Here is a 24284-nt window from a genome sequence, read left to right as displayed (position 1 = left end):
TGGCAAGGCCTCCCGGACCGGTCGGTCCATTCCGCGCGCGGGCCCGGAACGGGCTCAGGACCGGTGCGCGGGCCGGTGACGCGGCTCCCGATGGGGGGAGCCGCCGTGCGGTGACGCGCTCCGCCCGGCGGCGCCGGCGATGTTCTCCAGCATCCCCGCGAAGATCACTCGGTGGAACGGCACGAGCGCATACCAGTAGAGCCGTCCTGCCACACCTTTCGGCAGGAACACCGCACGCTGCCGGAGCCGGGTCCGATCCGGGCCGAGGGTGGTCAGGTCCCACTCGAGCCACGCGCGTCCGGGGGCGCGCATCTCCGCCCGCAACCGCAGCAGCACCGGACGCTCGATGCGTTCGACCCGCCAGAAGTCGAGCGCATCGCCGGTGTGCAGGGTGCGCGGATGACGGCGCCCCCGCACCAGCCCCACCCCACCGAACGCGCGGTCCAGCCAGCCGCGCACCGACCACGCCAGGGGGAACGAGTACCAGCCGTTCTCCCCGCCGATCGCCTCGACGACCGACCACACGGACGCCTGGTCGCTGGGACAGTCGATGTGTCGCTCGTCGACGAATGCGTTATCGCCGGCCCACTCCGGGTCGGACGGCAACGGATCGGCGGGTGCACCGACGGGCGAGGCGTTCGCCCACGTGGTTTCGACGTCGCCACGCTCGATCCGGCGCAGTGCCAGGCGCACCGCCTCCCGGTAGCCGGTCAACCCGTCCGGTGGGGGCGCGATCACCGAGTCGATCTCGTGGTCGCGCATCACCGCGTCCGTGCTGACCGACTCGATCAGCGCGCGACCCAGTTTCGGGGGAATCGGCGTGACCAGGCCCACCCACAGCCCGGCCAACCGTGGCGTGAGCACCGGCAGGACCAGGATCCGCCGTCGCCGCAACCCGGCGACCTGCGCGTACACCTGCATCATCTCGCCGTACCGCAGGATGTCGGGACCGCCGACGTCGTAGGTTCGGCTGTGCGGCAACGGCGCCGTCGCCGCGCCCACCAGGTAGTGCAGAACATCGCGGACCGCGATCGGCTGAATGCGATTGTTCACCCAACGCGGCGTCGTCATCACCGGCAATCGATTGCTCAGGTGGCGGATCATCTCGAACGACGCCGACCCCGATCCGATCACGACGCCGGCCTGCAGGACGAGGGTGGGCACCGACGAGTCCAGCAGGATCCGGCCGACCCGTGTCCGGGATCGCAGGTGCGGGGACAGCGTGCCCGTGTCCGGGTGCAGCCCGCCGAGATACACGATCCGGCGCACTCCCGCATCGCGGGCGGCGGCGACCACGTTGCGGGCGCACCGCTGCTCGGTGTCCTCGAACCGTCCCCGACCACCCATCGAATGCGCCAGGTAGTACAGCACGTCCACGTCGCGGCATGCCCGCGCCAGCGACTCGGGGTCGTCGAGGTCGCCGCGCACCACCTCGACGTCGTCGGCCCACGGCACGTCGCGGAGCTTGTCCGGCGTCCGCGCGAGCACCCTGACCCGATGCCCCGACCGGACCAGGCGCGGAGCCAATCGGCCGCCGATGTATCCGGTCCCGCCGGTGACGAGGATGCGCAGCGGCGCGGTCACGTCGGCTCCGCGATGTGCCCGAGCTGGTGACGCAGCGACGGCTCCAGCGTGGGGCGGCGGTACCGGTGGCCGGCATCGAGCAGGGTCTGTGGCACCACCCGCTGGTTGGCGGTCGCCAACTCCCGCGCGCCCTGCGCGCCGAGCAGGAGCCGCGGCCCGAATCCGGGCACCGGCAGCAGCGCGGGGCGGTGTAGCACCCGGGCCAGGGTCCGTGCGTACTCCCCGGCGCGGACCGGCTCCGGTGCCACCGCGTTCACCGCGCCCGACAGTCGCGGATCGGTCAGTGCGCGGTGATAGATGTCGACGAGGTCGTCGAGGTCGATCCACGACAGCCACTGGCGCCCCGAACCGACGCGGCCGCCGAGGCCGGCGGCGAACAGCGGTCGCAGCAGCCGCAACGTCCCGCCGCGGGGAGACTGCACGATGCCGGTGCGCACCCGCACCACCCGAATCCCGGCGTCGGAGGCGGGCGACGTCGCGGCCTCCCAGTCGGCGACGACGTCCGCGAGGAATCCGGAGCCCCTGCCGGCGTCCTCGCGGAGCGGTTCGTCGTCGCGGTCGTACCCGTAGAGGCCGATCGCGGAGGCGCAGACGAAGGCGGTCGGTCCGTCCGAGGCCGTGCCGGCGAGTTCGGCGAGCCGGCGGGTCGGCTCGATCCGGCTGTCCCGGACCGCGGCCTTGTGTGCCTCGGTGAACCGGCCTGCGATCGACGCACCCGCCAGGTGCACGACCGCGTCGACATCGTCGAGGAGATCCGGCGAGGGTGCGGCGGGGAACCACTGACGTTCGTCGGGACTCCGCGGCGCCCGACGCACCAGGCGCAGCACCTGGTGCCCACCGGTGCTCAGGAAGGCGGTCAGCGCGGACCCGACCAGACCGGAGGCGCCGGTCACGGCGACGGTCATCGGCCGGGTCCCGCGGTCTCGGGCCTCCTGATGCGCGGCCAGGTCGTCCGCGAGCTGCCGGTGCCGGTACGCGAACATCTGGCGGAGCATCGACGCGGGTACCGGTGTCTCCACGCCGTCCACCACGCGCGTGGTCCGGGCGTCGACCTCCACGAAGGTGTGGACGTGTCGCCACGGCACCAGCATCCCGGCGGGCAGGGAGGCAGGGCCGTCCCGCACGATCCGGTCGACGAACCGGCGCGGTGGGTCGTACGCCGACGCGTCGTGCTGGGCGATCCACCGCAGGCCACCGGGCAACGACAACTCGGCGCGGCCGTCGGCGAGCGAACCGGCCTCCGAGATCGCCCCGACAGGCTGCCAGGGCGGGAGCAGACGGTGCAGCGCGCCGGGCCTGGCGTACCAGTCGAACACCTCTCGGCGAGGCGCGGTCACGGTGCTCGCGTACTCGATTCCCATGCGAATTCCTTCCGATCGTGCGTTCCGGGAATTCGGTACCGACCGCCGTTCGGACGGGTCAGCTCGGACCGCTGATCCGCCCGTACCGCTCCAACGCGACGAGCCGCTCGTGCGCGTGATCGACGATCGGGTGCGGATAGCCGTCCGGGGGACCGTCCGGAAGGCGGTGCACCCGCTTGCCCGCGACTGCGCGCAGTTCGGGCACCCAGCGGCGCACGTAGTCGCCCGTCGGATCGAACTTCTCGCCCTGCGCGGTCGGGTTGAACACCCTGAAATACGGCGCGGCATCCGTACCGGAGCCCGCGGTCCACTGCCAGCCGTGCTGATTCGACGCCAGGTCGCCGTCCACCAGGTGCGTCATGAAGTGGCGCGCGCCCCGCCACCACGGCAGGTGCAGATCCTTCGTCAGGAACGACGCGACGATCATCCGCACCCGGTTGTGCATCCACCCCTCGGCGAGCAGTTGCCGCATGCCCGCGTCGACGATCGGGAACCCGGTGCGCCCCTGGGCCCATGCGATGAACGCGCGATCGGCGTCCACGCCGGTGTCGTAGGCGATGTGATCGAAACGCGGGTTGTAGTTGCCGCGCGCGGTGTCGGGACGGTGAAACAGGACGTCGGCGTAGAAATCGCGCCAGGCGAGTTCGCTGCGCAGCGTCGTCGCGCTCTCGTCGGAGCGACCCGAGAGGTCGTGCAGGACGGTGCGGGGGTGGATGCAGCCGAACTTCAGATACGGCGACAGGCGGCTCGTGGAGTCGCGATCCGGACGGTCCCTGTCACTCGAGTACGCGGCCAGGTCGCCGTCCCGGAAGTCGGCCCAGCGCTGCAGGGCGGCGTCCTCGCCGGCGCGGGGGAGGAGGGGGCCGTCCCCGTCGTGCGGAGGCGGCACGGGTACCCGCGCCGCGACACCTTCCGGGTCGATCCAGTCGACGGTGTCGGGTCCGGTGGCGGCGGGAGCGCGCCAGCCGTGCTCGAGCCAGGCCCGGCGAAACGGTGTGAACACCTTGTACGCGGTGCCGTCCGATTTGTGGATCCGGCCGGGCGCCACCGCGTAGGGGGAGCCCGTCGCGACGAGCGGGACGTCGCCCAGTGCGGCCGCGACCGCGTCGTCCCGCCGGGTGCCGTACGGGCCGTAGTCGGCGGTGACGTGCACCGACGCGGCGTCGAACTCCCGCGCCAGCGCGGGAACCACCGCAGTCGGATTTCCGGTGGTGACGAGCAACCGGCCGCCGAGGTCCTCGTCGAGGGAGCGCAGGCATTCGATCAGGAAGTTGCGCCTCGGCGCGCCCGAGGGGCGGAGCAGCGCGTCGTCGAGAACGAACAGGGCCACGGCGGAGTCGCCGTCGTCGGCGACGGACAGCAGGGTGGGGAGGTCGGTCAGTCGCAGATCACGCCGGAACCAGACGAGTGCAGTCCTGCTCATGACGGTCATTCTCCGCCATCCGTGCGGCAGGACGTTCCTCGCCGATATTTGTACGTCTGACCTGCTGATATGTTCCAGATCCCCGACGCGGCCCGCAAAATAATGTCATAACGCAGCTTATCGGCAGTAGGGGTGGCTCGAACCCGGCAAACCTCGCCGACCAATAACCCGCCCCGAGGGGGCGGGCCCTCGGGGCGCGCGGTCAGTGGGCCTGTTGCTCGCCGAGCGCCTCGAGGCGCGTCTCTTCGAGGTCGAGTCGGCGTTGCGCCGCCTCGAGGGTCTGGGAGCTGTACGTACCGCGGGAGCGGGCGTGGAGGAGGGCGGCGCGCTCGGCGAAGATGGTGTCCAGACGCACGCGCAGGTACTCCTCGCGGCGCAGATCGTGCTCGGGATCGGGGGAGGACCCGCCCCGGGCCTCGCGCTTGCCGATCAGGCTGTCCTGGCGGACGCGGGCCAGCACGTCCGGGTCGGTCTCCTGCGGGGCGTCGGCGAGGGCGGCCTCCGCCGCGTCCGCGAGCTCCTCGAGCAGCTTGCCGTACTCGGCGCGCAGCCGGGCCGTGTCGTCCGCGGGCACGTTCACCCAGCGGATCACCCACGGCAGCGTGAGCCCCTGCAGAAGCAGGGTGGTGACCGCGACGACGAATGCGATCAGGATCAACTCGGCGCGGTACGGGGTGTCGTGGGGGAGCGTTTGGGCGGCGGCCAGGGTGATGGCCCCGCGCATCCCGGACCACGCGAGGACGACTCCGCCCCGCCAGCCGAGGGTCTCGGTGAGCAGGAAGTCGATGTCCGCGCTGGTTCGGGTCACGCGGCGGCGGATGAGTGCCTTGCGGCCAGGGCTCAGCCTCTCCACGTCGTCGAGGTCACGCAGACGTTCTTGCCATCGTTCGATGCGCGGTGCCCTCGCCGCTGCTCGGCGTTCGTCCCGGCGGAGCACGGCCACCAGCGGAACCACGAAGATCATCCGCGCGGCGATGACGAAGGCGGAGGCGAGGAGACCGAACAGCAGGCCCTGCCCGGACGGCAGTCCCGCGTCCTGGACCTCGTCGAGGAGGTGTTCGAGGCTCAAGCCCATGATGAGGAAGATCGCCGATTCGAGGAGGAAGGCGATCGTGCGCCAGTTCATCTCCTCGGTGATGCGGTCCTGGGCACGCAGGAAGCGGGGTCTGAGGTGCCCGGTGACAAGTCCGGTCACGACGACTGCGAGCACGCCCGAGGCACCGAACTCCTCGACGGGCACGAAAGCGACGAACGGCACCACGAACGAGATCGCGGTGTTGAGCACCGTGTCGTTGATCCAGCTCCGCACGCGGACGTTGACGACACCGACCACGACGCCGACGACCGAGGCGAAGACCACCGAGAACACGAAGTCGCCGGCCACGTGCCACAGCGACACCGCACCCGCCATCGCGGCGATCGCCGACCGCAGCAGCACCAGGGCGGACGCGTCGTTCACCAGGCCCTCGCCCTCGAGGACGGTCAGCAGCCGGGACGGCAGGCCGAGCTTGCGGCCGACCGACGTCGCGGCGACGGCGTCGGTCGGGCTGATAACGGCGCCGAGCGCGAACGCCGTCGCCCACCCGAGGTCGGGAATCAGCAGGTGGAACAGCGCGCCGGCGCCGGCGGTGGTGACCAGCACCAACAGCACCGCCAGCCCGCTGATGGCCTTGAAGTTCCGGCGGAAGTCCTGCGCGGGCATCGTCACCGCTGCCGAGTACAGCAGGGGAGGCAGGACCACGGCGAGGATCCACTCCGGCTCGACGTCCACGTCGGGCACCGCGGGGACGAAGCTCAGTCCGATTCCGACGACGACCAGGCTCAGGGGAGCGGCCAGACCCAGACGCTGTGAGAAGGCCGATACGGCAACGATGCTGGCTACGCCGATGATGGCTATGAGGGTGAGATCCACAGGGTCATTGTGGTCGTCCTCCGGCTACCCGCCTCGCCCCGACACCCGCGCCAGGCGTGATCTATCCGGTCCAGCGCGGGTCACGGCCGGTGAGTGCGATCAGTCGCTCGAGCGGCGTGGCATCCGCGGGGGCGGCGACCTCCGGGCCGAACAGCCCGCTGCGCGCCTCCTCGGTGCCGGGACCGCTGAACTGCGCGACGAAGTCCCGCGCCCCGTTCACCGAGGCGTCGTCGACGAGGTAGGACTGTCCGGTCGCGCGGGCCACGTCCCAGCCGTGAACCACGACCTCGTTCATCGCGACGCGACCGGCTTCGCCTCCGGTGAGGTCGACCCCGCCGGCGCGGGTGTTTCCGGACCATGCGGCCTCGTCCCGCCACGCCTGCGCGAGCTCGTCCAGCCGGGTCGCGATGTGGTCGCGCCAGTCGTCGGGGAGCCGGTCTCCGCGCCCGGACGGACCGACCTCGAGTGGCTGCTTCCGGGCAGCGAGCGTGAACGCGAGGGCCAGACCGTCGATGTGGTCGAGCAGATCCGCGACGGTGTACTCGCGGCACGGCGTCGGGGCGCTGAGCTGGTCGTCACGGACACCTCGGACGATACCGGCGACCGCGTGCGTGGCGGGTCGAAGGTCGAGCATGGTTGTCCTCCTGGATCGATGGGATTCACCTGTATCGACTCGGATTCGGCCTGGACCTCATCGCACCGGAGGCACTCGACCGCATCAGCGGTGCAGGGTCAGTGCCTTCGGCTTGCTTACGAATCGGAAAGTGGTGCCCTCGCCGACGACCTCGCCGTCGGTGGCCAGCGCGACGGCGGCACCACGCACCTCGACGTCGACGGCGTCGACGGTGCGGCGTACGTAGGTGGGGGAGCCGCCCAGGGTTCCGGTCGCCGCCGCGGCGGCGAGGCGAAGGCGGGACAGGGGGACGTCGGCGCGTAGGTACCGCACATCGAGGATGCCGCCCTGCAGATCCGGACGCGACATCGGAACCTGGTCGCCGGGTGAGTAGCGGCCGTTCCCGACGAACAGCATCCAGACGTCGAACTGTTCGCCGTCGATCGTCAGGGTGATCGGTTCGGCGGTGCGCAGCACCCTGATCATCGCGGCGGCAGCCGCAGGCCACTTGCCGAGGCGCGGTTCCCATTTCTCTCGTAGCCGCACCGAGTCGGGGTACCCGCCGAGGCTGGCGGTGTTGACGAACGGCCGCGGGTCGGCGCCGCCGACGGCGACTTCGGCGACGTCCACGAGCGCAGTCCGCCCCTTCTCCAGGGCGGTGACGCTGGTCTGCACGTCGGCGACGCCGGCGTCCCGGGCGAAGTGGTTGAGGGTGCCCCCGGGGAACACCGTCAGCGGCAGGTCATGGCGCAGGGCCGCATCGACGGCGGCGATCACCGTACCGTCGCCGCCGCAGACACCGAGTGCGGTCGGGGATTCGGATCCGATCCGGTCGTCGAGCAGTTCGCCGACGTCGCGGTCTGGATCCATCTCGACGATCGACGCCTTCGGCAGCTCGTCCCGGATCCGGCCGAGGACATCGTCGTCGTTGCCGCCGGAACCTGGATTGACCAGGACAAGCAGTCCCAGTCCCTGATGAAGTGGCGGCCCGTCGAGGGCAGGTCCGAGCTCGGCGGGCTCGTCGGTGCGCACCGCCCACCATCGTCTGGTCGCGAGCGCGACCGCCGCCCCCACCGCGGCTCCGGCGACGACATCGGACGGCCAGTGCACGCCGACATGCACCCGCGAATACGCCACGGCCGCGGCCAGCGGGGCCACCGCCACGCCTGCCGCGGGGGACTCGAGCGCCACACCGGTGGCGAACGCGGCCGCGGCCGCCGAATGGCCGGAGGGGAACGACGACGAGCGGGGGAGCGACCGGGCCCGTCGCAGAACTGACAGGTTCGTCAGGTCGGGCCGATGCCGAGGGAGGATCGGCTTGAGCAGTCCGTTGGTCAATGCGCTGGCGCCCGCCACCGCCAGGAGCCCACGTACCGCGGCCCGGCGTGGTCGACCACCCGCGGCCACCAGCACCACGGATACACCCCACCAGAGCTTGCTGTGGTTGGCTGCGCGGCTCAGATGCCGCAGGCCCCGGTCCGCCGGGGAGGGGTTCAGTCCGGCACTACGGGCCATCAACTCGGCGTCGACCTCGCGCAGCAGCCGGCGAGGATGCCGCAATCTCGATCGTCCTGGGCTCACGTGCGGTCTCCTCTCGCAAGAACACTCTCCCCAGCGTCGCACGTCTCGAGCGGTGGACGCGCGCACCGACACGGTGCCCGACCGGCTGGTGTGGGTCCGTCATCTTCGTGATCGTGATCGTGATCGCCGGTCTGATTCTGTGACGAGCACCCCTGCAGCGTTCGTGATAGGAAGAGAAGGGGGTTGCCCCTGATCGTTCCGCCGGCCGAGCGCCGCGACGGGCGGGTTACCGGAGTGACATGGAACCGACAGTTCGCTGCGTTTCAGGGGCTCGCAGTCACGCGCAACCGATCACGGAGGTCAGCCGTGCACATACAGACGCGTCGCTACGACCCACTCGATGTCTGCCTGGGTGTCCGGGAGCGGCGCTCGCCGAGAATCACGGTTGTCAGTGTCGCCGGCGACGTCGACGAACCCGCGGTGGCCAACCTTCACGGACCGAATCGAAGCCGGGGTTGCAGAAGCGTCGCATTCGGTGATCGTGGATCTGACCAACGTCGAGTTTCTGGGTCTCTCCGGGGTGCAAGCGCTGGCGGTGGAGAAGATCCGTGCCGAGCGCAGCGCTGTCGAGATGCTTCTCGTGCCGGGAGGTCGTGGTGTGATCCGGCCGCTCACCGTAGCGGGGCTGCGGGACCGCTTCCTCCGATTCGGATCGGTCCGGGAAGCCGTGGAAAGCGTGTGCGTGGGACCCGCGAGACTCGCGGGTTAGCCGCGTCCGCGATCGAACTACTCATCGAAAGCCTTGTCCCGCAGAGACGTTCTCACCGGGGCACACTCTGCACCGGAGGTCCCGGGGCAGGCGGCGGTGCCGGTGGGATCGGATCCGGGCCCGGCCCGGGGACCGGTTCAGGCGACGGCGGCTGAGGTCCGGGAGGGTGGGGTTGTGGTTCCGGATCCGGGATCGGTGGCGGAGTGGGTGGCGGTGGCGTGGGCACGGGTGGCTGGGGGATCGGATCCGAGGGGATCGTCCTAGTCGTGGCCGGCGACGCAATCGTGGTCATGGCCACCGGGTGCCCACGGTTGCCGTGGTGAAAACTGCCACTTCCGTGATCGGGCGGATCTCGGCCGCACGAGGTTTGTGATCCGCCGGTTCGGGGAAATCGATCGCGAACCGGGCAAGTTCGGCCCTTATGGCAAGGAGGTCAGGTCGTGATCATTCTCGGAGTCATTCTCGCGATTCTCGGGTTCGTGTTCGGAATCTCGATCCTGTGGACCATCGGAATCGTGCTGATCGTCATCGGCGCAATCCTGTGGATTCTCGGGGCGGCCGGGCACGCGGTGGGCGGCCGCGCTCACTACTACTGAATCCCAGCTTGCGCACTTGATCTCCCCACCACATGGAGGTAGCAGTGGGACAGTGGGCGATTGGACTGGAAGGAGTCACGATGGGGGACGGCGCGATCGTCACCTCGCCGGTCGAGGTGACGGTGGCTGCCGACTTCGGTCAACTGCCCGTCTTGCGGGCAGTCGCCGAGACCATCGCGGTGCTGGCCGATTTCAATCTCGACGATGTGTCCGACATCAAACTGGCCGTCGACGAGGTCTGTTCTCAGCTGATCAAGGACGCACTCACCGGCGCCGCACTGATCTGCAAGTTCGTCGTCGCAGGGGGCGCGATCGAGGTCGAGGCGTGCGCGGACACATCGTCCCGCACGATCCCGGATGAGCGCGGGTTCGGATGGCATGTGCTGCAGGAACTGACCGACGATATCTCGGTGAGCCACCTGCCGCTGGGATCCGATGACCGCGGCTACCGCACATCGATCGTGTTCACGAAGAGGATGGGCGGCGACGCCTAGTGGCGGTCGTCGGGCAGGGGCACGGAACAGACACGTCCGACCCCTACGACAATCTGACGGATCTGTTCGTACAGATGTGCCGGCCGGACACCGACACCGATGCCGTTCGGGAAGAAATCGTCACGCGCGCACTGCCTTTGGCCGAGCACATCGCCCGCCGGTTCCGCGGCCGCGGCGAGGCGTACGACGACCTGCTCCAGGTGGCACGACTGGGGCTGGTCAACGCGGTGGACCGGTTCGACGTCACCCGCGGTACCGACTTCGTTTCCTTCGCCGTCCCCACGATCATGGGGGAGGTGCGCCATCACTTCCGCGACGTCGGATGGGCGATACGGGTGCCCCGCCGGATGAAGGATCTCCACCTCGAGATCACCAGGGCGGTCGGCGTGCTCGCGCAACGGCTGGGACGGGCGCCGTCGGCCCGCGAGATCGCAGACGAACTCGGACTCGACGTATCCGAGGTGGCCGACGGACTGCTCGCCGGAGGGGCGTATCACACGATGTCGATCGACGCCCCGATCGGCGACCAAGAGGACAACGCTCCACTCGTCGACACCATCGGCGCCGATGACGCCGCGCTGGAAAAGGTGGAGAACTTCGTGGCGCTGGGACCGGCGCTGGAACGGCTGCCCGAGCGCGAGCGGACGGTCCTGATCCTGCGGTTCTTCGGAGGAATGACGCAGACGGAAATCGCCACACGGGTCGGGATCTCGCAGATGCACGTGTCCCGGTTGCTGTCACGAACCCTCGCGCAGCTGCGCAGCGAACTCGAGGGTCGGTGAACGACGGTGGTCGATCCTTCGGTCGCGATGCGTGACGGAGCCGCCTCCAGGGCGAGTTTGTAGCAGATTGCTACACTGGATTCGGTTGTGAGGCGTCGCCCGAAGGAGCAGTCATGACGAATGTCGCGGACAAGGTGACCAGGTTCTCGTCGGAACTCGTCGATGCGGCGGCGGCCGAGGGGGAGCGGGAGAACCGCTCGGCGCGCCAGCAGCTCGAGCACTGGGCCCGGGTGGGCCGCGAGGTGTCGAACCAGCGCCAGGTGGCGCGCCGTCGCGTCGAGGCCGCGCTCGCCGGTCGGCTGCCGCTGCGCGAGCTGTCCGACGAGGAAGGCGTGGTCTTCAACGCCGAGATCGCAGCCGCGCTCGAGGAGTCACTGGCCACCGGCGATCACGTCGCCGATCGCGCCGCGCAGGGCCGCGCCACGATCGTGCTCGATGAGCAGGGCCGCGTCGTCAAGCACCTGCCTGACGGCACCCAGATCATTCTGTGAGGCGGCTCGACCTCGTCGTCGGGCCGAACGGTGCCGGCAAGTCCACCTTTGTCGAGCAGCGTCTCGCGCCGCTTCTTCCGGGCAGTGTCTTCGTCAACGCCGATGTGATCGCGCAGGACCGCTGGCCCGACAGCGCCGAGGAGCACTCCTACGAGGCGGCACGGATCGCGGCGACCATCCGAGACGCCCTGATCGAGCAGGGGGAGTCGTTCATCGCCGAGACGGTGTTCTCGCACCCGTCGAAGCTGGAGCTGATCGACCGTGCGCGCAGGGCAGGCTACGTCGTCGTGCTGCACGTGGTGCTGGTGCCGGTCGAGCTGTCGGTCGCTCGTGTCGCCGAGCGCGTCGTCGAGGGTGGGCATCGGGTGCCGGAGGAGAAGATCCGGGATCGGTTCGGGCGGTTGTGGTCGCTGGTGGTGGAGGCGATCGGCAGAGTCGACCATGCGAGCGTGTACGACAACACCGCGGCCGACGTCACGCGGATCGTCGCCAGGTTCGTCGACGGGGAAGCGGTCGGCGAGATCAGCTGGCCCGTGTGGACTCCGCCGGAGCTGACCGAGTTGGTGGTGTGAGCCGCCGCTTCGGGTACGGGCGGTCCGGCTGGAGGCGGTGGGCTGCGATCGCCGGCCGGATGAGTGCGTTGCCGTAGTTCTGGACGGAAGAAGTCCGAGGGTGTAAAGCTGAGGAGCGATGCGTGCGCACCGCGGAGGTGCCTGATGGAATTGATGTCACCCGTTGACCTGGCGTTGCTCGTGGGAGAGATCGGTTCGCGCACCCTGCACGTCGCTGCCCTGATGGTGTTCGATGCGGCCGAGGATCAGGACGAGACCTTCGTCGAAGCGGCCTACCGGCAAGCCCTGACCTACACCACCGTGCACCCGGCGCTCATGCGCAGGCCAGTCGCACGATTGTCCACGGCAGGCCTGCCCACGTGGGAGACGGTCGACTGCATCGACATGGGCAGGCACCTGCTGTGGTCGGTGCTGACTCCTCCGGCAGGAGACGCGGAGCTGTACCAGTTGGTCGCACGTCTCCACGAGAGCCAGCTCGACCGCTCCAGACCGCTGTGGAACGCCCATCTGATCGAGGGTCTGTCCGGCGGGCGATTCGCCCTCTACGTGAAGATCCATCACGCGCTCCTCGACGGAATGTCCGGGATACGTCTGATCGAGCGTTCGCTGAGCACCGATCCGCTCGAACGCGGCAAGCCGGTTCCGCTCATGCTCGATGGCGAAGAGCCCGTGAAGAGTCCTGTCCGGGACGGGTGGGGGCTGATCGGCTCCGGCCGCCGGGCCCGCGACCTCGCCGAGGGGATGGTCGCCGCGGTGGAAATCCTCGGCAAGGCCCTGTTCGGAGAGGCGGGCAAGGTCGTAGCAGGTCTGAGGTCCGAGGCCACGGTGTTGCCGATGCAGGCCCCTCGGAGTGTCCTGAACGCAAAGATCACCTCAGCGCGGGCTTTCTCTGCCCGTTCGTGGCCGAAGGCGAGGATCAGGGCCGTTCAGGATGCGACCGGCGCTTCCTGCGGTGATGTGATCCTCGCGATGTGCGCGGGCGCGCTGCGCATCTGTCTGCTCGAGCGGGGCGAGCTGCCGCATGCGCCGCTGATCGCCTTGGTGCCGGTGGCGCAGCGCAGGCGCATGGACGCCGATTCGGGTGGAAACTCGGTAGGGGTGGCGCTGTGCAATCTGGGAACGGACTTGGCAGACCCACTCGATCGACTGGACCTGATCGTGCGGTCGATGACCGCCGCCAAGAATCGGATTCACGAGCAGGGCCTGTACCCGTCCCTGATGACGGCAGTTCCGGACCTCGTCTCGAACCTGACCACGATATTGCCGATCGACCCTCACCTGAGGCCCACATTCAATCTGGTGATCTCGAACGTTCCCGGTCCACGGCAGCGGTTGTACTGGAACGGCGCGCCGTTGCGGCAGCTGTACCCGGTCTCCGTCGTCTTCGACGGTATCGACCTGAACATCACCGTCTGTCACTACGCGGACGAGCTCCAGTTCGGTTGTATCGGGGCACCGGAATCAGTTCCGCACATCGAGCGTTTGACTGAAGTGCTCGAGGAAGCATTGTGCGACCTCGAAACCGCGACAGCAGTGGATGGATGATGAACAACCCGGCCGTTCACCCCGACCGCCCCACCCCGGTGCCAGCGCCGCCGCTCGTGACAGACGCGATGCGCGTCGACCCCGGATTCCGGACACTGGCAGCCCAGTTCTTCGACCTGTTCCAGAAGACACAGGACGGCGGTGGTGCACTCGCCGTCTACCTGCACGGTGAGCCGGTGCTCGACGTGTGGGCGGGGTGGGCGACACCGGTCGACCGGTGGCAGGTGGACACCGTCGCCTTGTCTTTCTCGACCGGAAAGGGTGTCGCCAGCACGGTGCTGCATCGTTTGGCCGAGCGGGGGATCATCGACTACGACGCCCCCGTCGCCCTGTACTGGCCCGAGTTCGCCGCCGCAGGTAAGGAAGCGATCACTGTCCGGGACCTGATGAGCCATCGCGCCGGGCTGCACCGGGTGCGGGGCCTGGTTCCCGGTCCGCTGGGGTTGCTGGACCACACCGCCGTCACCACCGCACTGGCCGCCAGCGCGCCGGACCCCCGCAGTCCGAGGCTGCCCGGGTATCACGCGGTCACCTACGGCACGCTGGTCGCGGAGCTGGCCGCGCGAGCGACTGGGAAGCCGTTCGCCGAGCTGGTGCGCACGGAGATTGCCGAGCCGCTCGGCGTCCCCGAGTTCTGGTTCGTCGTTCCGCCGGAGGAGCGATACCGGATCGCCAAGACCTTCCCGCGGATCAATCCGTTCCGGCTGTCGTGGGAGACGACCTCGTTCGCGCTTTCCAGGATCCCGGGGCTCAGGGGCGTCGCCGATGCCGGAATGCCGAAGGGATTCGACGAACTCGTGCGCAACCCAGCGATCCACGACTTCGCCATGCCGGGATGGAACGGTGTCTTCAACGCTCGCGCGCTCGCCAAGATGTACGCGGCGCTCGCCAACGGCGGCAGCGTCGAGGGCATCCAGTTCCTGCGACCGGAGACCGTCGCGCAATTGAGCGAGGTGCAGACCACTGACCGTGACTATGTCCTCGGCATCAGGATGAACTGGCGGCTCGGCTATCACGCCGGCCTTGTCGCCAGCCGGACGCAGTATGGACAAGCCTTCGGTCACTACGGACTCGGTGGGTCCGGCGCATTCGCTGACCCCAAGTCCGGTCTGGCACTGGCCTTCGTGACGAATCGGATGGGGAACGCGCTCACCCCGTTGACCGACCTACGGATGATGCGGCTGGGCGCGCACGCGCAGTCCATCGCACGCCGACTGTGACCTCGTCCGCCACGGTCCGGGCGAGGCGCGGCCTGCACTCACATTCCGCGTGACCGGGACCGGGCGACCACGAGAAGCGTCACGACGGCGGCGGCGCCGAGGGCGATGAACACTGCGGTCTCCGGTACCCGGTTCGTGCTCGGCTCGCCTGCAGCCGTCACCGTCAGGGTGCGCACCTCGGACGTCGACGCGATGGTCCCCGGGGCGCCCGAGTACTCCGCCCCGATCCTGTGGTCCCCGGCATCGGTGAAGGTGTGAGACGCCGATGCCCGGCCGTCGATCACACCGACCGGGTCGCCCAGATCGACACCGTCCGAGCGGAACTGAACAGTGCCGCCACCGGGCGCCGGAGAAACAGTGGCAGACAGGGTGATCGACGTCCCGGCGGGCACCGACTCCGGTACGGAGATCACCGTCGACGTTCTCACATCGGTCGGACTCGAGATGGCGACAGTTGCCAGGGGACCCGCCCCGGCGTTCAGCGGCCCGGTGGGCGTGTCTCGCGGCGAACACCGGGTCGCGGCCCACCGGGTTCCGAACATCGATGCCTTGGCGAGTGAAGTGTTGAAATTCGCGTCGTTGTCGAATTCGCCGGCCGCACCCGCAGTCCTGAGTTTCGGTGCGATCACGCCGGACTGGCCTGCGGTCATCGTGACCTCTATTGCGGGCATCTGGAACCAGGTGTCCCCGTTGGGGTTGGTCGAGCCGTCGAGGTTCTTCGAGTTCTTCGGAACCCGGATGCCGCCCTCGGTGTCGGTGCCCGACGTTGGGCTGTTGCCGATCACCTCGTTGTTCCCGGACAGTCGCAGAACGCCACCCGAGACGTCGTCGACGACACCGTTGTCGTCGACGCGAAGCACGTTGGGTGCCACGTTGTCGAGGTTGAAGCCCGTGCCGGCCACCACCGTGGCGCCGACGAACACCGCGTTGGCCGGGATCTCGAAGTCGTTCTTCAGTCGGGAGACACTGACGGTGGTCGCCCCCGATTTCGAGGAGGGATAGGACCTCGGACCCGTCTGAATTCGATAGGTGAACCGCTGTCCCGGTTCGACGGTGGTCGGCGCCTCGACGGTGACCGCATCCGCCCCGAGATCGTCGACGTCGATGACGGAAGACGCCCGGCAGGCATCGATGAACGACACCTCGGTCGGTGCCCCGACTGCGACGGACGACCCCAGTGTCAGGCACGAAGCCATCATCGCCGCAGCGGCCGGTGGCCTCCAGCGCCGCGGCGTCGACAACATGAATCGCTCCTCCTCTGGTGACACTCCGAAGGTCACCAGTTGGGTTGTCGCACAGGGCGAGTGCTCTCCGAATGCCGGCGGCGAACGGATTGTGATTCTCGGCTGGACCAGGCTGGCTACAGGAGTTCGGTCACGCCGGGTGCGCTCGGTGGACGGTCGACGGTCTGGCCATGGGTTCGGGGAACATCACGCTCTGCCACCAGCCGCTGAGCGGGCTCGGGTCCGGCCACACGACGTCCGGCTCAGGACCTGACTCGTTGACTGGCTGATCGTTGCGAACTGGTCTGCGGTACATCTGTTCTCCCGGTGGGCCCGAGCGTGTGATCGGACTCAGTGAACCGTGCAGTCGCCGGCATCAGTAGGGCCCGCGGTCACACGTGGTAGGGGCCTTCGGCCCGAATGTCGGCCTCGACGCCACGCGGGATTGTGGCCCGAGGCTCTGTGCGCGATGGGTTCGATCAGCGTTTGCTCGAATATGTGAACACGGATCGTGGTGACAGCGTGGCGCCGCGCGTGCGGTGGCGCCGGACCACCGTCAGCGGCCGACCGGTCCGATATGCCGTTGGTGGAAGCGGGCCGGTGGTGTTGTTCCTGCACGGATGGGGGCTGGGTGGACAGGCCTATCGTCAACCTCTCGCGCAGCTGGTTTCCGCGGGAATACAGGTGGTTGCACCGGCGCTTCCCGGTTTCGGTGGCACCGCCGCAATGTCGAAACGAACCCGCACGTTGACGGAGTACGGGCGATGGGTCGGGCATTTCGCCAATGCGATCCGGCTGGAACGTCCGGTCACCCTGGTTGGCCACTCTTTCGGAGGTGGCGTGGCCGTCGCCGCCGCGTACCGGGCGCCGGATCTGGCCGAGCGACTCGTCCTCGTGAATTCGATCGGTGGCTCGGCGTGGGTGGACGGCCGGGGACTCGTACAGGCCATCCGGGACAGGCCCGTTTGGGACTGGGGCCTGCACCTTCCCGCTGATCTACTTCCGAGACGTCAGGTCACTCGGGTGTTGCCCGTGATACTTCGGGACGCAGTACCCAATGTGCTGCGAAATCCTGTCGGAGTGTGGGAAGTCGCGCGCATCGCGAGGACTGCAAACCTCACCAGGGAACTCAACGCGCTGGCGAACCGACGACTGCCCATTTTCGTTGTCTGGAGTCTCCGAGACAACGTCATCCCGATGGCCACCACCATGTCGTTGCGTGCTGCGTTGGGGGAGCCTCGGACCATCACCGTACCCGGCGGGCATGCCTGGCTGATGGATGATCCCCGCTCGTTCGGCGAGATCATCACGAACGTGGTCTTCGAGGCTCCCGAGGGCGCGCCGAGCATCGGTGACATGGACGCAGATGGACGGGCGACCGGGGGGCACCAGTGCGGGCCCGCGTGACCCATTCCCTGGGCGGCCCGGGTCGATCACTTCCCGGACAGCTCCCCGGCCGCACAGATCGCCTCGACGAATTCACCGACCGTACGTTCCGGAAGGTGCCGGGCCAGATCGGCCTCGCTGATCATCCCGACCAGTTGGTGGTCGTCGAGGACGGGAAGCCGACGGATCCGGTGCTCCTCCATCATCGAGAGGACCTCTTCGGCCGGCGCTGCCGCATCGATGTAGTGGATGTGCCCCTGAGCGAGTTCGATCGCGGTGGTTGCCGACGGGTCTTGGCCGTTGGCAATACATCGAACGACGATGTCGCGGTCGGTGATGATGCCATATAGTCGGCCGTCGTCGCCGCAGATCGGAAGCGCGCCAACATCGAGGTCTCGCATGTGCCTTGCTGCGGTGGTGAGGGTGTCGTGTTCACCGATGCAGGTGGCTCCGTTGTGCATGATTTCTCGTGCGATGGTCACGAGTTTCCTCCAGATTTCGGTGTTCGCCGCGTCGGTGGCTTTCGTGGCCCGGACGCGCGGCCGCTGGCGCAAGTAGGCGCGGGTCGGCACCGTCATGATCTCGGACGCTCCGGTGGCATCGACAGGGCCGATGGTCACCAAATTCGGCCCGTCGGCTCGACGCCGCCGACGACGGTCAGATCTGCGCCAGCTCCCGACGAAGCCCCTGCGCGCCCCTGTCGAGCAGGTGTGCCACGGCCCGCCTGAGCAACGGTTCCGCCCATCGAAGCCATCCCTGGAACGCGAATCGGACCCGATAGGTGACCAAGCAGCGACCGCTCGGATGCGCGGTGACGGTGATCGTGTCGAGTGCGATCAGCGAGACGTTCGCGCCGCGCAACTCGATCGACCTGCCGGGTGTCAGGGCGACGACCTCGTAAATCAGGTCGCTGGTCCGGCCCGCGAACCGGGACGTGTTCGCAAACCGGGTTCCGACGCCGCCGTCGCCTGAGATCCGCACGGTGCGGATCGTGCCAGGATCCCATCGCTCGGTGGTGGTGAAGTCCGCGAGGTACGCGAACACCGCGCCGGCTGACGCTTCGGTCGTCAGCTCGCGCTGCATGTCGATCATCGGGGCTCCTCCCGTTGCTGGGACCGAAATGACCAGATCTCTCGTATGAACGGTTCGCAGCGACAGACGAATCGGATGGGTGCCGCGCAAGTACCCTCGAGACCGTGGACTGACCGTACGGGTGTCACCGGCATCGCAGGCATGCGCGAAGACCCGAGACAGCGGCTACGCACTTCCGCTCGGCGGCACGTTCGCCAGCAATCATCGAACGCCGCGGATCCGGCCGAACGCGTCGCGTGGAGCCGCCACTGTCATCGCGTCAATCTGGTGGGCTGATGCGTGGCGTGTCCCGGAGCTGACGTCCTGTCCGGGTTCTCGCCTCGATTTGCCGGTGAGCCTTCCCTCCGGCCGCGAGAGATGACAGGGCACAAAGTCTCTTGACAGGTCCATTCGCAGGCAGCAGCTTGTCGGGGGGCCCGCGTCGACGGCGGCGCCGAACTCGGGCTCCGGGGGCCACACAAGGGCACTCTGGCCCTGGCATCGCATCGAGGTCGAGGCGACGATGGTCGGTGAGACGGATCAGCGACCCTTACAGCCGTACCGCGGTGCGCAAGGAGGCGAGGGTGATGTTCGTAGACAGAGCCGATGCGGGTATTCGACTCGCAAGGGCACTGCGACACCTGAACGGTCCAGATGTCGTCGTCGTGGGTCTGCCGCGAGGTGGTGTGCCGGTCGCGTGGGAGGTCGCGCGGGCGCTCGGCGCCCCGCTGGACGTCATCGTCGTCCGCAAGCTCGGCGTGCCGTTTCAGCCCGAGCTGGCCATGGGCGCGATCGGAGAAGGCGACGTGCAGGTGCTCGACCAGTCCGTGATCGACAAGGCCGCAATCACCCCCGCGGAACTCGCCGCCGCCGTGAGTGTCGAATGTGCCGAGTTGAAACGGCGTGTGCACCGTTTCCGGCCTGAGCGCCCCGCAATTTCACTCGCTGGGAAGACGGTCATTGTGGTCGACGACGGCGCGGCAACGGGATCGACCGCCAAGGCTGCGTGTCAGGTGGTGAAGGCGCGTGGCGCCGCCCGGATCGTGGTCGCCGTACCGGCAGCACCCCCCGTCGCGGTCACAGACTTCTTCCAGTTTGCCGACGATGTGGTGTGCCTGGCGTCACCGACGCCCTTCGATGCCGTCGGTCAGTGGTACCAACACTTTCCGCAGGTATCGGACGCTGAGGTTGCGCAATTGCTCCAACGCACCACCCCCGATCGGATCCCGACGCCGGTGACCTCGCCGGGAGATGCCCCGCAGGACCTGGATGAAGACGTCGTCATACAAACCGACGACGCCTGGCTCTCCGGGCACCTGGCATTGCCGGCCGATTCGACCGGGATCGTGGTGTTCGTGCACGGCAGCGGCAGCAGCAGATACAGCCCGCGGAACCGGTTTGTCGCGCGCACATTGAACGAGGCCGGGATCGGCACCCTCTTGATCGACCTGCTCACGCCGGAGGAGGAAACCGACCGACGCTGCGTCTTCGACATCACGCTGCTCGCGCGCCGGCTCTTCGACGTCACCGAATGGCTGCGTCGTCGACCCGAGACCGCCACCGCACAGATCGGCTATTTCGGCGCGAGTACCGGCGCCGGCGCTGCACTGTGGGCTGCCGCCAATCCTGCCGCCGGGCCGTTCGCAGTCGTCTCCCGCGGAGGACGCCCCGACCTCGCTGCCGTCAGGCTTGACGGGGTCACCTGCCCGACGCTGCTCATCGTCGGCGGACGGGACGACGCCGTCGTCGCGCTCAACCGTCAAGCACTCAACCGACTTCGGTGTGAACGCGAACTCACAATCGTCGAAGGGGCTACGCACCTCTTCGAAGAGCCTGGAACACTCGAAGAAGTCGCTGCACTGGCCTGTGACTGGTTCACCGCCCACCTGGCCGCATTGCCCGGTACCGGTGGTGGCAGTGCGTGATCGCTGCCTCGGTCCAGACGAACGCGCCTTCGGTGTCGATTCCGATGATCACGGCTGCTCCGCCAGGAACTCGTGAAATGCAGCGAATGCGCGGGGACCGTACACGGTTCCCGGTCCACCGGCCATCATGATCGCAACACCGATGGCCTCTGCTGCTTCCTCTGGGGTGCTGCCCTGCGTAGCGGCTCCCCGCGCATGTGTGGCGATGCATCCGTCGCATTGCGTTGTCACCGCGATCGCCAGGCAGATCAGTTCCTTGGTCTTGGCATCGAGCGCTCCAGGTGCCAAGGACGCAGCGTAGAGCTGCCCGAAACTCTCGTAGACCTGCGGAATCGCTTGACGCAACGCGCGGGCTGGGGCGCGTAGCTCCTGTTGGACATCTTTTCCGTAACCCATGACGTCCTCCGAATACTCGACGACGGACCTGTCGAGAACGTTCCCCGTCAGCCTCGGTCCTACACGTGCATCGCCTTGCACCCTGTCGACTGATGACCACCGGATGAGGGACCTTCGCCCCTGGGCGGTGTCTTCCCGCGTTGCGAAGATGACGTGACACCCAACTCGCGGCAGACGCGCTTGCCCGAACCGAGGAGTCCACATTGGATGCCAATGCCCCGATCGTGGTAGGCGTCGACGGATCCGAGTCCTCCAACGACGCGGTTCGCTGGGCCGCCCGCGATGCGGTTCGCCGCTCCGCACCCCTGCATCTGGTCTCGACGATGTATGTCGCAGGGACCTACGGCGTTCCGGTCGGCCTGCCACCGGCGTATTTCGACGACCACGAGGTTGTCGGACGGCGCCGATTGGCGCGGGCACTCGAGGTGGCACGTGCGGAGGCGTTGCCCCACCCACTGGCGGTTGATTCAGAGCTGGTGTGGGGTCACCCGGGCGGTCTTCTGCTGGAGCGGGCGCACGCCGCGCGGATGTTGGTGGTCGGATCGCGGGGACTCGGGGAGGTGTCGGGCGGCCTTCTGGGGTCGGTCAGTGCGACGGTCGCTGCTCACGCTGGCTGTCCGGTTGCGGTGATCCGAGAGCTTGCGGACCCCGAAGGTCCTGAAGGCGGTTCGGTGCTGGTTGGCGTGGACGGGACCCGTAACAGTGAACCGGCGCTTGTGGAGGCGTTCACCGAGGCGTCGCTCCGCGGGGCCGAACTCGTCGCGGTCCACGCGTGGTCCGACACCAACATCGGGAGCCTCTTCACTGCCGACCGTGGACTTGACTGGCTGTCGATCCAGGAGCGAGAAGAAGCTCAGCTCTCGGAGAGCCTCGCGGGTCTCGGCGAGGACTTCCCGGGCGTTCGTGTCACTCGGGTTGTCGTCAAGGACCAGCCCGCTCGAGAGCTGACCGAGCTGTCGGACCATGCGCAACTGGTGGTCGTCGGATGTCGGGGTCGGGGCGGGTTCGCGAGCCTTCTGCTCGGCTCCACGAGCCGGGCGCTACTGCACGCCATCGCCCGTCCCCTACTGATCGTCCACGCGCACTGACGAGCGTTCCCACCGGACGCCAGGACGATCTCTCGATTCACGGTGACGTGTGTCGTCTGTCCGAGGACTCTCGGCCCTACTCCAACGCGGGGTCGGGGGAGTGACGTGGGGGAGGAAGTTGTGGGCATGCTGTCGCCCGGCCGACCCAGTCCGCTGGCACCCACCTGGTCGGCGCGTGGAGCACAAACCGCGGCTCCGAAGACAGGGTGTCGCTGGAGACGACAGGGGGAGCGGTGTGTACGCCGTACCGGGAGACTGGCTCGTCGTCAAGGGAACGACCGTCGGTGCCGCAGACGAGGTCGGACAGATCCTCGGGGTGCGACGGGAGGACGGTACACCGCCATACCTGGTCAAATGGCTGCGCGACGGCCACGAGGCGTTGGTCTTCCCCGGCCCGGACGCGCACGTCGTTCCGGCAGCCGACATGGAACGGGAAGACGCCCGGAAACGGAACAGGATTGCCGAGGTCCAACGGGCCATCGTAAGGGGGAGTCGGCCGCCCCGGCGCGCATGACCCGCAGCCGTCGCGGTCTCTCGGCACGGGGCTCGCGGCGATGAGCGAAAACCCCCACGTTCTCGTGGTCTACGCCAGCGCACACGGTTCGACAGCCACGATCGCCAACCACATAGCCGCCACGCTCACGGCCGCCGACGTATCCGTGCACACCGCCTCGGTGGACGAGGACCCCGATCCGAGTTCGTTCGGCGGGGTCGTGCTCGGAAGCGCAATCCACGACCGAGACGTCCTTCCCGCGTTCCGCGCGTATCTCGATCGCCGTCATACTGCGTTGTCGACGCGGCCGACATGGTTGTTCAGCGTGGGCATGGGCCCCGCACTTCGTGGCCCCGTGGGCGCACGACTGGGGCGGATGGTGCCGAAACCGATCGCCAGAATCCGCGACACTTTGGGCGTCAACGACTATCACGCCTTTGCTGGGGTGTTCGAACGCCCGCCCGAGCGACGTACACGGCTGATCATCCGGCTGCTGGGGGCACACTACGGTGACAATCGGGACCTCGCCGACGTGGCAACGTGGGCGAGCAGGATCGCCGGGGAACTCCGCTGACTGTCCTCGGCAGCGGGCCCTGTCTCGCAGGGTAAGGCATCAACGACATTGTCCACGCCGCGGATGTGCCGCCACGAGCGTCCGGAGCAACGGTCGGCCGACCTCGATCGTCGTTGCCAGCCGTCGGTCAGAGGAGCAGGTCACCAAAGATGGTCCTTCGACTCTATTCACCTGACGGCCATGCCTCCATGCTGGACTCGGCATTTTCCTTGACATGGCAGGGAGGTGACACCGCCATCATGAATCTGCACGAGAAGAAGTGGTCGGTGGACATCATCATCGACGAACACGATTCCACGACGGGTGAAACCCGGACCCGAGCGGAGGCCCGGCTTCGAACGAAGGACGCCACGTCGTTGGTCGGCATCGGAGTGGCACGTCGCAACCCACGGGACGCCGACATCCCAGAGATCGGCGACGAGTTGGCCGTCGCACGCGCACTCGCCGACCTGGCCCACCGGCTGATCGATACGGCGGCCACAGATCTCGAGGCAGTCACTCACGAACGGGTTCACCTCGATGCATAACCGCTCGGGAGTTTCGGGCGCTCGAATCGGATGATGTGAAAGAACTGGATGATGGAGGTCAACACCATACCGGCGCGATTGTGGCGATTGCGTCCGTGGAACAGCAATCGGCTGATGCGCGGTAGCGATCGGCTCGAGGCGTGGGCCGTTCTCGCCTCTGCGGCCATCCTGCTGTTCCTGGTCCCGATCTTCGCCGCAATCGGTACCGCGACCTACACCCGCTTGACCGATCAGGCTCGGACCGAGCGCTCTACCCACAGTGAAGTGCAGGCGGTGCTGCTCGAGGATGCCAACAGCGAGGCAGTGAGCACTATGGCGGGAACCGCCGCCGGCCAAGGGCACGCCCGCGCGCGATGGCAGGTGCGGGGTATCGATCACTCCGACACCATCACGGTCGGGCCTGGTGCGAAAGCCGCGCAGACCATATCCATCTGGGTGGACGGGAGCGGAACGCCAGTCGATTCACCGCGGACTGGAGCGGAGAATGCTGCTACCGCGATCGACGACTCGATTGCGCTGTGGGTGACGGCAGCTGTGGTGTGCACCGGTCTGAATCTGGGGCTGCACAGTTTGCACACGAAACTGCGACTGGCGCAGTGGGACAGCGAGTGGAGAGGCTTCGGATCGTCACCGGGATGGTCCGTGAGATGAGACGTCACGACGACAAGGCCCGTTTCGAAGCTCCCGACGAGGTGTCCGGGTGCCGATCACGGGAGAG

At 68.1% G+C, this 24284-nt stretch carries 25 protein-coding genes; 15 read left to right on the top strand and 10 right to left on the bottom strand.

Translation table 11 applies throughout. From position 1 onward, the window contains the following. Positions 1-54: 54 nt before the first annotated feature. From ACWDU4_RS09650 to ACWDU4_RS09625, 6 genes are all read right to left on the bottom strand, one after another. Complete coding sequence (locus tag ACWDU4_RS09650; protein ID WP_450113656.1) at positions 55-1584, bottom strand: SDR family oxidoreductase; 1530 nt, start codon at positions 1582-1584, stop codon at positions 55-57. Continuing rightward, positions 1581-2945: a TIGR01777 family oxidoreductase gene (locus ACWDU4_RS09645; protein WP_450113655.1), complete on the bottom strand. Its 1365-nt coding sequence runs from the start codon at positions 2943-2945 to the stop codon at positions 1581-1583. Before ACWDU4_RS09645 ends, ACWDU4_RS09650 begins: the two co-directional genes overlap by 4 nt. 58 nt (positions 2946-3003) lie before the next feature. Further along, on the bottom strand, positions 3004-4368 hold the full coding sequence (locus ACWDU4_RS09640; RefSeq protein ID WP_450113654.1) for a cryptochrome/photolyase family protein: 1365 nt from the start codon (positions 4366-4368) through the stop codon (positions 3004-3006). A 202-nt stretch (positions 4369-4570) separates the two neighbouring features. Next, positions 4571-6280, bottom strand: coding sequence for a cation:proton antiporter (locus ACWDU4_RS09635; RefSeq protein WP_450113653.1), 1710 nt, complete (start codon positions 6278-6280; stop codon positions 4571-4573). A 61-nt stretch (positions 6281-6341) separates the two neighbouring features. Then, a complete protein-coding gene (locus ACWDU4_RS09630) occupies positions 6342-6914 on the bottom strand; it encodes a TIGR03086 family metal-binding protein (protein ID WP_450113652.1) in 573 nt (190 codons plus the stop codon). 84 nt (positions 6915-6998) lie between these two features. Then, entirely contained in the window at positions 6999-8408 is a 1410-nt protein-coding gene (locus ACWDU4_RS09625) for a bifunctional phosphatase PAP2/diacylglycerol kinase family protein (RefSeq protein ID WP_450113705.1), read from the bottom strand. 406 nt (positions 8409-8814) lie between these two features. Between ACWDU4_RS09625 and ACWDU4_RS09620 the strand changes: the two genes are divergently transcribed. The 8 genes from ACWDU4_RS09620 to ACWDU4_RS09585 all read left to right on the top strand — a co-directional run bounded on the left by ACWDU4_RS09620 (position 8815) and on the right by ACWDU4_RS09585 (position 14883). Continuing rightward, on the top strand, positions 8815-9183 hold the full coding sequence (locus ACWDU4_RS09620) for an STAS domain-containing protein (RefSeq protein ID WP_450113651.1): 369 nt from the start codon (positions 8815-8817) through the stop codon (positions 9181-9183). A gap of 440 nt (positions 9184-9623) precedes the next feature. Next, positions 9624-9779, top strand: a complete 156-nt coding sequence (locus ACWDU4_RS09615) for a DUF6131 family protein (protein ID WP_450113650.1) — start codon at positions 9624-9626, stop codon at positions 9777-9779. 80 nt (positions 9780-9859) lie between these two features. Further along, positions 9860-10273, top strand: a complete 414-nt coding sequence (locus ACWDU4_RS09610; RefSeq protein WP_450113649.1) for an ATP-binding protein — start codon at positions 9860-9862, stop codon at positions 10271-10273. 74 nt (positions 10274-10347) lie between these two features. Then, the gene (locus ACWDU4_RS09605; protein ID WP_450113704.1) at positions 10348-11055 is read left to right on the top strand and encodes a SigB/SigF/SigG family RNA polymerase sigma factor; all 708 of its coding nucleotides are present in this window, start codon (positions 10348-10350) and stop codon (positions 11053-11055) included. Positions 11056-11168: 113 nt separating this feature from the next. Then, a complete protein-coding gene (locus tag ACWDU4_RS09600; protein ID WP_450113648.1) occupies positions 11169-11546 on the top strand; it encodes a TA system antitoxin ParD family protein in 378 nt (125 codons plus the stop codon). Next, entirely contained in the window at positions 11543-12118 is a 576-nt protein-coding gene (locus tag ACWDU4_RS09595; RefSeq protein WP_450113647.1) for a zeta toxin family protein, read from the top strand. Before ACWDU4_RS09600 ends, ACWDU4_RS09595 begins: the two co-directional genes overlap by 4 nt. Before the next feature lie 144 nt (positions 12119-12262). Beyond that, positions 12263-13663 (top strand): WS/DGAT/MGAT family O-acyltransferase, encoded by a 1401-nt coding sequence (locus ACWDU4_RS09590; RefSeq protein ID WP_450113646.1) that lies wholly within the window; start codon positions 12263-12265, stop codon positions 13661-13663. Between the two features lie 68 nt (positions 13664-13731). Beyond that, positions 13732-14883, top strand: coding sequence for a serine hydrolase domain-containing protein (locus tag ACWDU4_RS09585; protein WP_450113703.1), 1152 nt, complete (start codon positions 13732-13734; stop codon positions 14881-14883). A 38-nt stretch (positions 14884-14921) separates the two neighbouring features. On the opposite strand, the gene ACWDU4_RS09580 is transcribed toward ACWDU4_RS09585, so the two are convergent. Continuing rightward, the gene (locus tag ACWDU4_RS09580; RefSeq protein WP_450113645.1) at positions 14922-16127 is read right to left on the bottom strand and encodes an Ig-like domain-containing protein; all 1206 of its coding nucleotides are present in this window, start codon (positions 16125-16127) and stop codon (positions 14922-14924) included. 441 nt (positions 16128-16568) lie between these two features. Between ACWDU4_RS09580 and ACWDU4_RS09575 the strand changes: the two genes are divergently transcribed. After that, positions 16569-17513 (top strand): alpha/beta fold hydrolase, encoded by a 945-nt coding sequence (locus tag ACWDU4_RS09575; protein WP_450113644.1) that lies wholly within the window; start codon positions 16569-16571, stop codon positions 17511-17513. Between the two features lie 26 nt (positions 17514-17539). On the opposite strand, the gene ACWDU4_RS09570 is transcribed toward ACWDU4_RS09575, so the two are convergent. Both ACWDU4_RS09570 and ACWDU4_RS09565 read right to left on the bottom strand, forming a co-directional pair. Next, positions 17540-17974, bottom strand: a complete 435-nt coding sequence (locus tag ACWDU4_RS09570; RefSeq protein WP_450113643.1) for a CBS domain-containing protein — start codon at positions 17972-17974, stop codon at positions 17540-17542. A 175-nt stretch (positions 17975-18149) separates the two neighbouring features. Next, positions 18150-18584: an SRPBCC family protein gene (locus ACWDU4_RS09565; protein ID WP_450113642.1), complete on the bottom strand. Its 435-nt coding sequence runs from the start codon at positions 18582-18584 to the stop codon at positions 18150-18152. A 566-nt stretch (positions 18585-19150) separates the two neighbouring features. Here ACWDU4_RS09565 and ACWDU4_RS09560 point away from each other — a divergent pair. Further along, positions 19151-20488: a phosphoribosyltransferase family protein gene (locus tag ACWDU4_RS09560; protein WP_450113702.1), complete on the top strand. Its 1338-nt coding sequence runs from the start codon at positions 19151-19153 to the stop codon at positions 20486-20488. A gap of 48 nt (positions 20489-20536) precedes the next feature. On the opposite strand, the gene ACWDU4_RS09555 is transcribed toward ACWDU4_RS09560, so the two are convergent. Beyond that, positions 20537-20884: a carboxymuconolactone decarboxylase family protein gene (locus ACWDU4_RS09555; protein WP_450113641.1), complete on the bottom strand. Its 348-nt coding sequence runs from the start codon at positions 20882-20884 to the stop codon at positions 20537-20539. Positions 20885-21087: 203 nt separating this feature from the next. Here ACWDU4_RS09555 and ACWDU4_RS09550 point away from each other — a divergent pair, with 203 nt between their 5' ends. The 5 genes from ACWDU4_RS09550 to ACWDU4_RS09530 all read left to right on the top strand — a co-directional run bounded on the left by ACWDU4_RS09550 (position 21088) and on the right by ACWDU4_RS09530 (position 24217). Beyond that, positions 21088-21972: a universal stress protein gene (locus tag ACWDU4_RS09550; protein WP_450113640.1), complete on the top strand. Its 885-nt coding sequence runs from the start codon at positions 21088-21090 to the stop codon at positions 21970-21972. Positions 21973-22021: 49 nt separating this feature from the next. Beyond that, on the top strand, positions 22022-22486 hold the full coding sequence (locus tag ACWDU4_RS09545) for a DUF1918 domain-containing protein (protein WP_450113639.1): 465 nt from the start codon (positions 22022-22024) through the stop codon (positions 22484-22486). Positions 22487-22550: 64 nt separating this feature from the next. Then, on the top strand, positions 22551-23039 hold the full coding sequence (locus ACWDU4_RS09540; protein WP_450113638.1) for a flavodoxin domain-containing protein: 489 nt from the start codon (positions 22551-22553) through the stop codon (positions 23037-23039). Positions 23040-23278: 239 nt separating this feature from the next. Continuing rightward, the gene (locus ACWDU4_RS09535; protein WP_450113701.1) at positions 23279-23566 is read left to right on the top strand and encodes a DUF1876 domain-containing protein; all 288 of its coding nucleotides are present in this window, start codon (positions 23279-23281) and stop codon (positions 23564-23566) included. A 51-nt stretch (positions 23567-23617) separates the two neighbouring features. Further along, positions 23618-24217, top strand: a complete 600-nt coding sequence (locus tag ACWDU4_RS09530) for an Rv1733c family protein (RefSeq protein ID WP_450113637.1) — start codon at positions 23618-23620, stop codon at positions 24215-24217. Positions 24218-24284 lie beyond the last annotated feature (67 nt).

This window comes from Rhodococcus sp. NPDC003348, from assembly GCF_053589375.1.
This window is presented reverse-complemented; position numbering and strand designations above follow the sequence as displayed.

Coding starts and splice junctions, on each gene's coding strand:
- ACWDU4_RS09645 (WP_450113655.1), bottom strand. CDS start 2,945: ATGGGAATCGAGTACGCGAGCACCGTGACCGCGCCTCGCCGAGAGGTG.
- ACWDU4_RS09640 (WP_450113654.1), bottom strand. CDS start 4,368: ATGAGCAGGACTGCACTCGTCTGGTTCCGGCGTGATCTGCGACTGACC.
- ACWDU4_RS09630 (WP_450113652.1), bottom strand. CDS start 6,914: ATGCTCGACCTTCGACCCGCCACGCACGCGGTCGCCGGTATCGTCCGA.
- ACWDU4_RS09625 (WP_450113705.1), bottom strand. CDS start 8,408: ATGGCCCGTAGTGCCGGACTGAACCCCTCCCCGGCGGACCGGGGCCTG.
- ACWDU4_RS09620 (WP_450113651.1), top strand. CDS start 8,815: ATGTCTGCCTGGGTGTCCGGGAGCGGCGCTCGCCGAGAATCACGGTTG.
- ACWDU4_RS09610 (WP_450113649.1), top strand. CDS start 9,860: ATGGGGGACGGCGCGATCGTCACCTCGCCGGTCGAGGTGACGGTGGCT.
- ACWDU4_RS09605 (WP_450113704.1), top strand. CDS start 10,348: ATGTGCCGGCCGGACACCGACACCGATGCCGTTCGGGAAGAAATCGTC.
- ACWDU4_RS09600 (WP_450113648.1), top strand. CDS start 11,169: ATGACGAATGTCGCGGACAAGGTGACCAGGTTCTCGTCGGAACTCGTC.
- ACWDU4_RS09590 (WP_450113646.1), top strand. CDS start 12,263: ATGGAATTGATGTCACCCGTTGACCTGGCGTTGCTCGTGGGAGAGATC.
- ACWDU4_RS09585 (WP_450113703.1), top strand. CDS start 13,732: ATGCGCGTCGACCCCGGATTCCGGACACTGGCAGCCCAGTTCTTCGAC.
- ACWDU4_RS09580 (WP_450113645.1), bottom strand. CDS start 16,127: ATGTTGTCGACGCCGCGGCGCTGGAGGCCACCGGCCGCTGCGGCGATG.
- ACWDU4_RS09565 (WP_450113642.1), bottom strand. CDS start 18,584: ATGATCGACATGCAGCGCGAGCTGACGACCGAAGCGTCAGCCGGCGCG.
- ACWDU4_RS09560 (WP_450113702.1), top strand. CDS start 19,151: ATGTTCGTAGACAGAGCCGATGCGGGTATTCGACTCGCAAGGGCACTG.
- ACWDU4_RS09555 (WP_450113641.1), bottom strand. CDS start 20,884: ATGGGTTACGGAAAAGATGTCCAACAGGAGCTACGCGCCCCAGCCCGC.
- ACWDU4_RS09535 (WP_450113701.1), top strand. CDS start 23,279: ATGAATCTGCACGAGAAGAAGTGGTCGGTGGACATCATCATCGACGAA.
- ACWDU4_RS09530 (WP_450113637.1), top strand. CDS start 23,618: ATGGAGGTCAACACCATACCGGCGCGATTGTGGCGATTGCGTCCGTGG.